We start from the raw sequence: 13294 nt of genomic DNA on the forward strand, positions 1-13294 counted from the left end.
GGAGCAGGTTTTCCAGAAGAACAGGAGTTACTCGTATGAAGAAGTTCGCTATCGCTGCTGCAACTGCTACCGCTCTGACCCTGACCATGGCTAACGTCGCATTTGCCCAGACCACTCAAGCTACTCAGGCGCCAATGGTGCTCGCGGCGGGTGAAGTGACCAAGGCCAAGGAAGCCACTTCCGACACCTGGATCACCACCAAAGTCAAAGCGGATCTCGTAACTGAAAAAGGCATTCCTGGTACCGACATCAAGGTCGAAACCAACAAGGGTGTGGTTTCCCTGTCCTCCACCACTGCTCTGACCGCGGCGCAGAAAGAAACCGCAGTCAACATCGCCAAGAACATCAAAGGCGTGAAGGCAGTATCGGCTGACGGTTTGAAAACCGACTAAGCCTCAAGCTTCTTTCCTGGACAGGGAGAAGATGCGGTAGAGGATTCATCTACCGCTTCCTTGAAGGTTCATGCGAATGGCCACAGGGAAGTGGCTCCTTTTGTAAACAGAACAGGCCCCGGCACAGTGTGTCGGGGCCTGTTCTGTTTATGGCGGGGGAAACCGCCGGGCCGACCCGTTTCCGGGGCGGCGGGGAGGGGGATTATTCGGCGTCCAGGTGCATGGGGGTAATGACCCGACCATCGCTTTCGGCCTGGCCAAGGTTGGCATCGATGAAGTAGACCCGGTCGTCCGCCAGCTGGCCCTTGTCCACCAGGAAGTCCTTGATGCTGCTGGCCCGTTCCTGGCCCAACTGGCGCAACAGCACATCGCTGCCACTCCAGAACTTGATCACGCCTTCACGCATTTTCGCGGTGCGCTCTTCCTTGCCCAGGTCCTTCCATTCGGCCGGTGGCTGGGTCTTGAGGCGTGTGCGATAGATGCCTTCCAGCAGCGGGGCTTTCTCTTTCTCCGGTACTTCCAGCAGCGACGCCTGGGCCGGCACCTTGTCGCCGCGACGCTGGAGCATCTTGTAGTAGTTGTACTGGTATTCCCGCTCCAGGCGTTGCTCGGCGATCAGCGGGCCATCGCTGCTCTGCGCGGCGGTGCCTTCGATCTCCAGGCGCAGGGCCGGACGTTCCTTGAGCGCATTGGACAGCTTGACCAGCGTTGCTTCCGATTCCGGGCTCAAGTCACTCGAGCCCGGGGCGAACGAGACACTGCCCAAGTCTTCCGAACCGCCACCCGCGACCAGCCCGCCAATCAGTTTGAACGGTGCCGCGGCAGCCTTGACGATCAGGTTGCGCAGGGTCTGCCAGACAATCGGCATGACGCTGAACTGCGGGTTGTTCAGATCGCCCGTCACCGGCAGTTCGATGGAGATCTTGCCGTCGACATCCTTGAGCAAGGCGACCGCCAGTTTCAGTGGCAGGCTCACGGCATCCGGGCTGTCGACTTTTTCCCCCAGCTCCAGTTGTTCGACCACCACTTTGTTTTCGGCCTTGAGCTGGCCGTTGGTGATGACGTAGTGCAGGTCGAGGTTGAGCCGGCCCTTGCGGATGCGGTAGCCGGCGAACTTGCCGGAGTAGGGGGTCAGGTTGGTCAGTTCGACGCGTTTGAAGCTGGTGGCGATGTCCAGTGCGGCCATTGGATCGAAGGGGTTCACGCTGCCCTTGATGGTGACCGGCGCATAACGGTCGACCTTGCCCTTGATATCGACGCTGGCCGGTTTTGCCTGGCGGCTGTCGATGGTGCCGATCTGGCCATTGAGTTGCTGGACGGCCGTGGCGAAGTTGGGGGTCAGGCTGAAGTCGGCGAAGTTGGCCGAACCGTCGTTGATGGCGATCTGGCCGATATGGATGCCGAGGGGTTTTTCCTTGGCGGCCGGCTTGGCTGCGCCTTTCGGCGCGCTGTCGGCCGGTTGCGGGATCAGCAGGTCATCGATGTTGGTGGTGCGGTCATCGTTGATCATGAAGCGCGCATAGGGCTGCATCAGGTTGACCTTGTTGATCGTCAGGCTGTCGCCGTGCTGATAGTTCAGGCCTTCGAGCACCAGTTGCTGCCATTTCACGAAATCGCGGGTTTTCAGGGTGTCCAGGGTGTGCAACTGGTCGACCTGTGCGCGGCCAGTCACGCTGAATGTCAGGGGATCGATGTTTTTCAGGTCCACCGCCAGGTCGCTGCCGAGCATGCCGCTGCGCAGCTCCAGGCGAATGAACGGGCTGATGTAGGACTGGGCGACCCGCAGGTCGATGTCCTTGGTCTGCACCGCCAGCTTGGCGGTCACCGGTTGCAGGTTGACCACGCCGTTGGCGAGGATCTTGCCCTGTTTGCCCACTTCGGTGTCGAGCTTGAGGTTGAAAGGCGACTGGTTGAGGCTGTCGAAGTTCTGCACGTCGACGTTCAGCGGGCCGACCTCCAGGGCCACGGCCGGCTTGGCCTGACGGTCCGCCAGGTGCACCTGGTAATTGCGCAGTTGCACGTCCTTGAGCAGCACCTGCCAGGGTTTGCTCGGCGCCGGAGCGGGAGCCGGCGGAGTATCGGCGGCGGCCGGAGCGGGCTTGGCAGCCGGTTTGGCCGGCTGGCTGGCGAACAGTTTCTGCCAGTCCAGTTGGCCATCGGCCTCCAGGGCGGCCCAGGTTTCCAGTTTCTGGCTGCGGATCTTGCCGACCACCACTTGCTGCTTGGCCAGGTCGACCGTGGTTTCACTGACGTCCAGGCGCTCCAGGCGGGCCAGCGGCCGACCGTCCGGAGCCTTGATGGCGAAGGGCGCGACGCTGACCGAGGCATCGCTGAGCAGCAGTTCGGTTTCCTTGGACAGGTTTAGCTTGTAGCGGGTGTTGAGGTTCAGCACGCCGTCTTCGAGGACCAGGGGCAGTGCGTCGCGGACATAGGGCCACCAGGCTTTCATCTGGCCGTCGGTGACTTTCAGGGTGCCTTCGGAGGCGATTGGCGTCAGGCTGAAATTGCCGCTCCAATCGATCTGACCGCCCGCGGGGCCCGCGGCGACCAGGGTCATGTCGGCACTGTCATCGGGCAGGGTGCTGAGGTTCTTCAGCTCGAGATCGAGTTTGTCGTAGAGGAAATCGATGGGCTCGCTGGGCCGCGCGTCCTGGAAGTGCACATAACCGCCCGCCAGCTTGATGCGCCCGATACGCAGGGGGAACGGTTTGGCTTCGGGGTCGTCCGGAGTGGGTTCGCTGGCGGGCAGGTTGAACAGGCCCAGCAGGTTGAGCTTGCCGTCCTTGGCGAACAGGATCTCGCTCTTGGGTTTGTCCAGCTCGATATCGGCCAGGTGCAGCGCGCGGGTCCAGAGGCTGTCCAGTTGCAGGTTGGCGTAGAGACGTTCGAAGGCCACCTGCTCCTTCCCCGGCTCACCGATATTCAGGCCCCAGAGCGTCAGTTCGAGACTGAACGGGTTGAGTTCGATGCGCTGGATCTTTGCCGGTACCGTCGCGTAGTTGGCCAACTGTTGATTGGCCACTCGCAAGGCGATGCCCGGCAAAATCAGAAAGCCCAACAGGCTGTACAGGGCGAGAGCGGTCAACAAGGCGCCGATAGCGCGGATCAATCCTTTGGACATGCGAGGCTTCATCTATCTGAATCGGAAGTGCGTTGGAGTATGGCATGCGTTTCCGGTTCCGAAACAATCCCATGACGGTCGCAAACAGGATTGTTCAGATTCCTCGCAACAGATCACAGATGCAGGATCAGGGTCTTGAGCGGCGGTTGCTGGTCCATGGACGGGAAGTCACGAGCGGGTGTCAGCACCTGCCATTCGCGTACCGGGCGACCGGCTTTTTCGGCACAGCGCAGCACCTGTTCGCGCCAGTCGTCCAGCGTGACTTTCGCCAGGTTGTTGCAGCAGATCAGCACGCCATTGTCGGCGGTGGCCAGCAGGGCAGGCTTGAGCAGACTCTGATAGTCGCGCAGCAGGTCGACGGTGCCGAATGCACTCTTGGCCCAGGCCGGCGGGTCGAGCAGCACCAGGTCGTACTGGCGCTGTTCCAGGCGTGGGTAGCTGGGCAGCTTTTGTCCACGGCGCTGGCTGATGGGCAGGCCGGCCAGTTGCCGGATCGCCGGGAAGTAATCCGATTGCACGAACTGCATGGCCGGCAATTGCGGATTGAGCTGGCCGTTCTCGCGGCCGACCGCCAGGTTGCCCTCGGCGAAGTCCAGGTTGCACACCTCGCGGGCACCGCCTGCCGCGGCACTCAGGCCGACGCCACAGGTATAGGCGAACAGGTTCAGCACGCTCTTGCCGGCGCTGTGGGCCTTGACCCAGCCACGGGCGTTGCGCAGGTCGAGAAACAGCAGCGGGTCCTGGCCGGCATGGCGACCGCGTACCCGGTAGTTCAAGCCCCATTCGTGACCGACCAGGTCTTTGAGCGCCTCTTCTTCGGCGCGGTAAACCGAGTCCTCGCGGTCGATGCGTGAGTTGCCCCGGGAGCGGTCGTTGTAGACCAGCAGGGTGTCCAGGCCCAGTTGCTCCTGGACGGTCTCGTGCAATTGCAGCAAGGCATCGCGTTCCAGCGTCTGGTGAAAGCTTTGCACCAGCAGCTGCGGGCCGTAACGATCGATGGTCAGGCCCCCGGCGCCTTCCTGGCTGCCATGGAACAGCCGATAGCAGTCGGTGCCTTGCTGATGCAGCTCGACGAGCAGGTCCTGGCGATGATCGAGGGCGGCGCGCAGCGCCTGATTCAAGGAAGACATGCGGGCGCCTTGCGGATGATTGGGCGGGGCAGTCTACCAGTTTCGTTTTGTCCTCTGTGTAGGAGCGAGCTTGCTCGCGAAAGATCGGCCGCAACACCGCGATGCACCAGGCAGACCGCGTTACCGTTGAGGTCCATCGCGAGCAATCGAGCGTCGACCGGCCGCTCCTACAAGGGGATTGTGATCAGCGTTCGATGGCCAATGCCACGCCCTGGCCGCCACCGATGCACAGGGTGGCCAGGCCTTTTTTGGCATCGCGCTTGAGCATCTCGTGCAGCAGGGTCACCAGCACTCGGCAGCCCGAGGCGCCGATCGGGTGGCCGAGGGCGATGGCGCCGCCGTTTACGTTGACCTTGCTCGCGTCCCAACCTAGTTCCTTGCCCACCGACAGCGCCTGGGCGGCGAAGGCTTCGTTGGCTTCGATCAGGTCCAATTGCTCCAGGGACCAGCCGGCCTTGTCCAGGCAACGACGGGTGGCCGACACCGGGCCGATGCCCATGATCGCCGGGTCGACCCCGGCGTTGGCGTAGGCGGCGATCTTCGCCAGCACCGGCAGGCCCAGGGCCCGGGCCTTGGCGGCGCTCATCAGGATCACCGCGGCGGCGCCGTCGTTCAGCGACGAGGCGTTGCCGGCGGTGACCGTGCCGTCCTTCTTGAAGGCCGGCTTGAGCTTGCCCAGGGATTCGGCGGTGGTGCCGGCGCGCGGTTGTTCGTCGGTGGCGAAGGCCACGGGCTCGCCCTTGCGCTGGGGAATCAGGATCGGGGTGATCTCATCGACGAAGCGCCCGCCCTCGATGGCGGCCACGGCCTTCTGCTGCGAGGCGGCGGCGAAGGCGTCCTGGGCTTCGCGGCTGATGGCGTATTTGTCCACCAGGTTCTCGGCGGTGATGCCCATGTGGTAGTCGTTGAAGGCGTCCCACAGGCCGTCGCTGATCATGCTATCGACGATCTGGCTGTGACCCATGCGCAGACCGGTGCGGGCACCGGGCAGCACGTAATTGGCCAGGCTCATGTTCTCCTGGCCGCCGGCGATGATCACCTCGGCGTCGCCGCAGCGGATCGCCTGGGCGCCCAGGTGCAGGGCCTTGAGGCCGGAGCCGCAGACCTTGTTCAGGGTCAGCGCCGGCACGGCGTGGGGCAGGCCGGCCTTGATCGCGGCCTGGCGCGCCGGGTTCTGCCCGGCGCCGGCGGTGAGCACCTGGCCCATGATCACTTCATCGACCTGGGCGCCGTCCAGGCCGGTCTGGGCCAGCAGCTGGCGGATCACCGCGGCCCCCAGATCGACCGCGGGGATGGTCGCCAGCGAACCCTGGAAACTGCCGACCGCGGTGCGGGTGGCGGCAACGATTACGACGTCTTGCATGGCGCGAATCCTCATTGTCATTGGCGGCATCGGTCGGTGGTGATAGGAGGGGGCCGACGCGCGAGAACTTGGAAAATCATGGTTGCATAGAAGGTCGCGACGTCGCCAATCGCGAACCGGTGGGTCGCGTTCTGTTCGCCCGGTCGGGTATTACAGGCCCATGCGCCGGCGTGCGCGATGTATCGAGCCGTTGCGTACCGCCCAGCGCAGCATCGGCGCACTGCGGTTGACGCTGGCGCGGATCAGCTGGCGTTGCAGCAGACCCTGGTTGACGCCGAGCATGTCGCTGGCCCAGTCGGGCAGCAGGTCGATGCCGGCCTGCATCATCAACGAGCCAAATGGCTTGGCCAGGCGGCTGGGGGCAGGTGCCGCCAAGAGCAAACGCAGCACCTCGCGGCTGCGTTCATCGCAGAGCAGCTGTGGGCGCATCCGTGCCAGGTAATCCGCCACGGCCCGACGCGAGCGCGGCACATCAGTGGCGCCAAGACGCTCGGCGATCAGCGCGACTTCCCCGTAGTAACGGTCCTGGTCGGCAGGCGACAGGTGCGGGTTGCGATAACGCAGGTGCGCCGCCAGAAAGCTGCTGACCTCGGCCACATGCACCCAGGTCAGCAGTTGCGGATCGCTGGCGGCGTACGGCCGGCCATCTGGCGCATGGCCGACGATCTGCAGGTGAATGGTGCGCACCTTGTCGATCAGCCATTCGGCATCCTGGCGCGAGCCGAAGGTGGTGCCGGAAATGAACTGTGCGGTGCGCCGCAGGCGCCCGATCATGTCTTCCCGGAAGTTCGAGTGATCCCAGACCCCGGCCAGGGCCAGTGGGTGCAGGGCCTGCATCAGCAAGGCGCTGATACCACCGATCAGCATGCTGCTGAAATCGCCATGTACCTGCCAGCAGATGGCGTCCGGGCCGAACAGGCCCGGGTCGCCCTTGGGGTTGTCCAGGTCGAGCTGGCCCAGCGACAGGCCACCCAGGCTCATCACCTGGGTTTCGATACGACTGCGAATGAATTCCATACCGCTTGGCTGTTCCTTGGTTGAGGCCCGAGGCCCCGCTCAGAGGTTCAGGCGTTTATCGATCAGGCCCTCGACCACGCTCGGGTCGGCCAGGGTCGAGGTATCGCCCAGGCTGTCGAGCTCGTTGCAGGCGATCTTGCGCAGGATACGCCGCATGATCTTGCCCGAGCGGGTTTTCGGCAAGGCCGGCGCCCACTGGATCAGTTCCGGCTTGGCGAAACTGCCGATCTCGCTACTGACCAGGCTCAACAGTTCCTTCTTCAGTTCTTCGCTGGGCTCGACGCCGTTCATCGGGGTGACAAAGGCATAGATGCCCTGGCCCTTGAGGTCGTGGGGATAGCCGACCACCGCAGCCTCGGCGATGCTGTCGTGCAGGACCAGGGCGCTCTCGACTTCGGCGGTGCCGATGCGATGCCCGGACACATTGATCACGTCGTCGATGCGTCCGGTGATCCAGTAGTCGCCGTCTTCATCGCGCCGCGCGCCATCGCCGGTGAAGTAGTAGCCCGGGTAGGGTTTGAAATAGGTCTCGACCATGCGCTGCGGGTCGCCGTAGACGCTGCGGATCTGCGCCGGCCAACTGGCCTTGATCGCCAGGATGCCGCTGCCGGCGCCGTTGATTTCCTTGCCGTGCTCATCCAGCAGCACCGGTTGCACGCCGAACATCGGGCGGGTGGCACAGCCCGGCTTGATGTAGCTGGCGCTGACCAGCGGGCTGAGCATGATGCCGCCGGTTTCGGTCTGCCACCAGGTATCGACGATCGGGCAGCGCTGCTCGCCGACGCTATTGAAATACCATTCCCAGGCTTCCGGGTTGATCGGCTCGCCGACAGTGCCCAGCAGGCGCAGGCTGCTGCGCGAGGTGTGTTGCAGCGGCTCGGGGCCTTCGCGCATCAGCGCCCGCAATGCGGTGGGGGCGGTGTAGAAGATGTTCACCCGGTGCTTGTCGATGACCTCCCAGAAGCGCGAACTGCTCGGATAACTGGGCACGCCCTCGAAGATCAGGGTGGTCGCGCCATTGGCCAGCGGGCCGTAGACGATGTAGCTGTGGCCGGTGACCCAGCCGACGTCGGCGGTGCACCAGAAGACTTCGCCTTCGCGGTAGTCCAGTACGTATTTGAAGGTCATCGCCGCTTGCAGCAAGTAGCCGCCGGTGGTGTGCAGCACGCCTTTGGGTTTACCGGTGCTGCCGGAGGTGTAGAGGATGAACAGCGGGTCCTCGGCGTCCATCGGTTGCGGCGGGCAGTCGTCTTCGACGTCGCGCAGGGCCTGGTGATACCAGAGGTCGCGGCCTTCGACCCAGTTCACCGGGTTCTGGGTGCGCTCGATCACCACCACGGTGCTGACGTTCGGGCAGCTTTGCAGGGCCTTGTCGACGTTGTTTTTCAAGGGCACGAACTTGCCGCCGCGCACCCCTTCGTCAGCGGTGATCACGGTGCGGCAGTCGGCGTCGAGAATGCGGTCGCGCAGCGCGTCCGGGGAAAATCCGCCAAAGACCACCGAGTGCACCGCACCGATACGGGTGCAGGCGAGCATGGCGTAGGCCGCCTCGGGGATCATCGGCATGTAGATGCACACCCGGTCGCCTTTTTTCACGCCGCGGCTTTTCAGGACGTTGGCCAGGCGGCAGACGTAGTGATGGAGTTTCTTGTAGGTGATTTGCAGCGACTCGGTAGGGTCGTCGCCTTCCCAGATGATTGCTACCTGATCGCCGCGTTTTTCCAGATGGCGGTCGATGCAGTTGTAGCTGACGTTCAACTGGCCGCCGGCGAACCAGCTGGCGGCGCCGGTTTTCAGGTCGTAGCGCTGCACGGTTTGCCAGGGAGCGCTCCAGTCGAGAAAGCGGGTGGCCTGTTCAGCCCAGAAGGTACTGGGGTGCTCGATGGATTCGCGGTACAGCCGCTGGTAGTCGTCCTGACTCAGTTGTGCGGCCCGGCGGACGGCATCGGCTTGGGGGAACATGCTGATATCGAACATGACGGTTCCTTATTCTTGTTTTAGCGACAAGTAATAAAGATGCGCCTTGATCGGAAGGGGTTCAAGGGGAGGGCGGTCTTGGGCGACCGATCGCGAATCGGCCCGCTGCTATGCAATGGAAGGGGTTTGCACAGCAGTGGGCCGGTTCGCGAAGGGGGATTTCAGCGGGCTATCAGCCGCGGTGGCGACCGCGGAAGTAGTTGATCAGGCCCTGGGTCGAAGCATCCTCGGCCGGGGTTTCTTCGCTGCCGACCAGACGGTTGTAGACGCCCTTGCCCAGCTCCTTGCCCAGCTCCACGCCCCATTGGTCAAAGGCGTTGATGCCCCAGATCACGCTCTGCACGAAGACCTTGTGTTCGTACATCGCCACCAGTGCGCCCAGGCGGCGCGGGCTGATGCGCTCGACCACCAGGGTGTTGCTCGGGCGGTTGCCGGGGATCACCTTGTGCGGTGCCAGCTTCTGGACTTCGGCCTCGCTCAGGCCTTTTTCACGCAGCTCGGCCTCGGCCTCGGCGCGCGTCTTGCCAAGCATCAGCGCCTGGCTTTGCGACAGGCAGTTGGCGTACAGCCACTGGTGATGGTCGGCGACCGGGTTGAAGCTGACGATCGGCACGATGAAGTCGGCCGGAATCAGCTGGGTGCCCTGGTGCAACAACTGGTGGTACGCGTGCTGGCCGTTGCAGCCCACGCCACCCCAGATCACCGGGCCGGTGTCGGTGGAAACCGGCGTGCCGTCCTGGCGCACGCTCTTGCCGTTGGATTCCATGTCCAGCTGCTGCAAGTGCTTGGTGATGTTGCGCAGGTAGTGGTCGTACGGCAGGATCGCGTGGCTTTGCGCGCCCCAGAAGTTGCCGTACCACACGCCCAGGAGGGCCAGGAGAACCGGCATGTTCTGCTCGAACGGCGCGGTCTGGAAGTGCTGGTCCATGGTGTAGGCACCGGACAGCAGTTCCTTGAAGTTGGACATGCCGATGGCCAGGGCGATCGGCAGGCCGATGGCCGACCACAGCGAGTAACGCCCGCCGACCCAGTCCCACATCGGGAAGATGTTCTCTTCGCGGATGCCGAAGGCCACCGCGGCGGCGTTGTTGCTCGACACTGCGATGAAGTGGCGATACAGCTCGGCCTCGGAGCCGCCCTGAGCCAGGTACCAGGCGCGTGCGGCCTGGGCGTTCTTCAGGGTTTCCAGGGTATTGAAGGACTTCGACGAGACAATGAACAGCGTGGTTTCGGCGCGGATCTTCGAGGACAGCTCATGGAACTCGCTGCCGTCGATATTGGCCAGGTAATGGCAACGCACGCCTTTCTGGGCGTAGGACAACAGGGCTTCGGACACCAGCTCCGGGCCGAGGAAGGAGCCGCCGATGCCGATGTTCACCACGTCGGTGATCGGCTTTTCGGTGTAGCCACGCCACAGGCCGTCATGGATGCGCCCGACCAGCTCGGTGATCTGGTTCAGCACCTTGTGCACTTCCGGCATCACGTTGACGCCGTTGACCGACAGCTTGTCGCCCACTGGGCGGCGCAGGGCGGTGTGCAGGGCCGGACGGCCTTCGGAAGAGTTGACCAGCTCACCGGCGAACAACGCCTTGATCGCGTCCTGCAGGCCGGCTTCGTTGGCCAGGCCCACCAGCAGGTTGCGGGTTTCGGAGGTGATCAGGTTCTTCGAGTAATCGAGAAAAAGCCCACAGCCGCTGAGGCTGAATTGATGAAAGCGCTGCGGGTCGGCATTGAAGGCCTCGCGCATGCTGAAATCCTGCATGGCCTGGCGGTGGTCATTCAACGCTTGCCAGGCGGGCAGAGCGGTAACGTCGTGAGGAGTGCGGTAGTACGCCATCGCTGCGGTTTTCCTTTTACTTGAACTGCCTGTTGGACACTGAAAAGCCCGGAACGTCCTGCTCGAAGAATAACGTTCGGTCAAACCTGCGCTGACACGATTAAGCACGCAGGGCGATAACAGTAACTCTCGCGTGCTGATCTGTCTTGGCTTTGTCTGACCTGCGGCCGGTACTTTTTTACACCGGCGCCTCAGAGCCGCGCACGAACGGGATTTCAGGGGGGTGAGAATGACTGGGGTTCAGGCGACCTGAACTGGGATGGCATGGCTGGTGTGGCTCAGCTCGTTGCCCGGCGCCATATAGAGCATGCGTGGCTTGAAGTTGAGCAGTTCGGCTTCGCTGTAGTGAGCGTAAGCGCAGATGATCACCCGGTCGCCGACCTTGGCCTTGTGTGCGGCGGCGCCGTTGACCGAGATCATGCGCGAGCCTTCCTCGCCACGAATGGCGTAGGTGGTGAAGCGTTCGCCATTGTCGACGTTGTAGATCTGGATCTGTTCGTACTCACGGATACCGGACAAGTCCAGCCATTCGCCGTCGATGGCGCAGGAGCCTTCGTAGTCGAGCACAGCGTGGGTGACTTCGGCGCGATGCAGCTTGGCCTTGAGCATGATGGCGTGCATGAGTGGTTCTCTCGGTCAGGTCCTCGAACAGGGCCCGCAGCATCGCTGCAGGCCCCGGGCGGCGGCAGTTTGCCCGAAGGTCGGGCTTCGGGCAATCGGCCCTTGGAACCTAGGCGTCGAGGTCCAGATGCAGGTTGTCGATCAGGCGGGTAGCGCCCAGATAGGCCGCCGCCAGGATCACCAGGTCGCGGTCTTGCGCGGTGGCCGGGCGCAGGGTCCGGGCATGGCGGATTTCCAGGTAATCGGGGCGCAAACCTGCGGCTTCGAGCACTCGTCTTTGCTCGTCCAGCAGCTTTGGATAGTCCCGCTCGCCCTGGCTGATGGCCTCGGCGATCTGAGTCAGGCCACGATAGATCGCGGGGGCGATGGCACGTTGTTCCTCGCTCAGGTAGCCGTTGCGCGACGACAGCGCGAGGCCGTCGGCGGCACGTACGGTGGGCTCGCCGATGATCTGGATCGGCATGTTCAGGTCATGCACCAGGGCGCGGATCACCGCCAGTTGCTGGAAGTCCTTCTGGCCGAAGACCGCAAGGTCCGGCTGCACCATGTTGAACAGCTTGCTGACCACCGTGGCCACTCCTTCGAAATGCCCGGGACGGCTGGCGCCGCACAGGCCTTCGGAGAGCTGCGGCACGCTGACCCGGGTCTGGCCGTCCATGCCGTCGGGGTACATCTCTTCGACGGTCGGGGCGAACAGCAGATGGCAACCGGCTTGCAGGAGCTTTTCCTGGTCGGCGGCCAGGGTCCGCGGGTACTTGTCGAGGTCTTCGCCGGCGCCGAACTGCAGCGGGTTGACGAAAATGCTCGCCACCACGAAATCCACCCGCTGGGCCGCCTTGGTCACCAGGGCCGAATGACCGCTGTGCAGGTTACCCATGGTCGGTACGAAGCCGATGCGCTTGCCCTCGCTGCGGGCACGGGCCACGGCGGCACGCAGTTCACGTACGGTTTTTACAGTATTCATGCAGAAAACCCGTGTTCGGCGCCTGGGAAGGTCACGGCCTTGACTTCATTGACGTAGGCGCTCAGGGCGGCCTGGATGCTTTCCTGGCCGGCCATGAAGTTCTTCACGAACTTCGGCGCGCGACCGCTCAGGGACAGGCCCAGCATGTCGTGCAGAACCAGCACCTGACCGTCGGTGCCGCTGCCGGCACCGATGCCGATCACCGGAATCTTCACCGCCTGGGTGATTTCCGCCGCCAGTTCGCTCGGCACGCATTCGAGCAGCAGCATCGCTGCGCCCGCCGCTTCCAGGGCGATGGCGTCGGCACGCATCTGCCGGGCCTGGTTTTCGTTACGGCCCTGGACCTTGTAGCCGCCGAGGATGTTCACCGATTGCGGGGTCAGGCCCATGTGGGCGCAGACCGGGATACCGCGTTCGGCCAGCAGGCGGATGGACTCCGCCAGCCAGAGCGCGCCTTCGACCTTGATCATGTGCGCACCGGCCTGCATCAACTGGGCGCTGTTGTTCAGGGCCTGTTCGGTGGTGGCGTAGGCCATGAACGGCAGGTCGGCGAGGATCAGGGCGCCACTGTTACCGCGTTTGACCGCGGCGACGTGGTAGGCCATCTCGGCGGTAGTGACCGGCAGTGTGCTGTCGTGCCCTTGCAAGACCATGCCGAGGGAGTCGCCCACCAGCAGTACTTCAACGCCAGCCTGGCAACAGGTGTGGGCGAAGGTCGCGTCATAGCAGGTCAGCATGGTGATTTTTTCACCTTTCTGCTTGAGGCCTTGCAGGGTGGTCAGGGTGATGTCTGGCATGAAAAAAGGTCCTCATTCAGGCGCTCTGGAAACTGCTGCGAGTAACGCGCGTGATTCTTATCTATACAGGCGCAC

General features: G+C 63.5%; 10 protein-coding genes. 1 reads left to right on the plus strand and 9 read right to left on the minus strand.

The genetic code is table 11. From position 1 onward, the window contains the following. The first annotated feature begins 35 nt into the window (after positions 1 to 35). Positions 36 to 392 carry a BON domain-containing protein gene (locus AC07Y9_RS26595; RefSeq protein WP_009045666.1) on the plus strand — a complete coding sequence of 119 codons (357 nt, stop codon included), beginning with the start codon at positions 36 to 38 and terminating at the stop codon, positions 390 to 392. 202 nt (positions 393 to 594) lie between these two features. Here AC07Y9_RS26595 and AC07Y9_RS26600 read toward each other — a convergent pair whose 3' ends face one another. The 9 genes from AC07Y9_RS26600 to panB all read right to left on the minus strand — a co-directional run bounded on the left by AC07Y9_RS26600 (position 595) and on the right by panB (position 13219). After that, on the minus strand, positions 595 to 3513 hold the full coding sequence (locus AC07Y9_RS26600; protein ID WP_102681560.1) for a DUF748 domain-containing protein: 2919 nt from the start codon (positions 3511 to 3513) through the stop codon (positions 595 to 597). A gap of 113 nt (positions 3514 to 3626) precedes the next feature. Beyond that, positions 3627 to 4643: a class I SAM-dependent rRNA methyltransferase gene (locus tag AC07Y9_RS26605; RefSeq protein ID WP_102681561.1), complete on the minus strand. Its 1017-nt coding sequence runs from the start codon at positions 4641 to 4643 to the stop codon at positions 3627 to 3629. Positions 4644 to 4827: 184 nt separating this feature from the next. Further along, positions 4828 to 6006, minus strand: a complete 1179-nt coding sequence (locus AC07Y9_RS26610; RefSeq protein WP_053260538.1) for an acetyl-CoA C-acetyltransferase — start codon at positions 6004 to 6006, stop codon at positions 4828 to 4830. Between the two features lie 150 nt (positions 6007 to 6156). Next, the gene (locus tag AC07Y9_RS26615; RefSeq protein ID WP_102681309.1) at positions 6157 to 7023 is read right to left on the minus strand and encodes an oxygenase MpaB family protein; all 867 of its coding nucleotides are present in this window, start codon (positions 7021 to 7023) and stop codon (positions 6157 to 6159) included. Between the two features lie 39 nt (positions 7024 to 7062). After that, positions 7063 to 9000 (minus strand): acetate--CoA ligase, encoded by a 1938-nt coding sequence (acs, locus tag AC07Y9_RS26620; RefSeq protein ID WP_102681310.1) that lies wholly within the window; start codon positions 8998 to 9000, stop codon positions 7063 to 7065. A gap of 172 nt (positions 9001 to 9172) precedes the next feature. Beyond that, complete coding sequence (gene pgi, locus AC07Y9_RS26625) at positions 9173 to 10837, minus strand: glucose-6-phosphate isomerase (RefSeq protein ID WP_007924664.1); 1665 nt, start codon at positions 10835 to 10837, stop codon at positions 9173 to 9175. Positions 10838 to 11077: 240 nt separating this feature from the next. Further along, positions 11078 to 11458: an aspartate 1-decarboxylase gene (gene panD / locus AC07Y9_RS26630; protein WP_007924662.1), complete on the minus strand. Its 381-nt coding sequence runs from the start codon at positions 11456 to 11458 to the stop codon at positions 11078 to 11080. Between the two features lie 109 nt (positions 11459 to 11567). Further along, a complete protein-coding gene (panC, locus tag AC07Y9_RS26635; protein ID WP_102681311.1) occupies positions 11568 to 12422 on the minus strand; it encodes a pantoate--beta-alanine ligase in 855 nt (284 codons plus the stop codon). After that, on the minus strand, positions 12419 to 13219 hold the full coding sequence (panB, locus tag AC07Y9_RS26640; RefSeq protein ID WP_007924658.1) for a 3-methyl-2-oxobutanoate hydroxymethyltransferase: 801 nt from the start codon (positions 13217 to 13219) through the stop codon (positions 12419 to 12421). The genes panC and panB overlap by 4 nt, the downstream gene beginning before the upstream one ends. Positions 13220 to 13294 lie beyond the last annotated feature (75 nt).

This window comes from Pseudomonas sp. GW456-L12 (genome assembly GCF_059424045.1).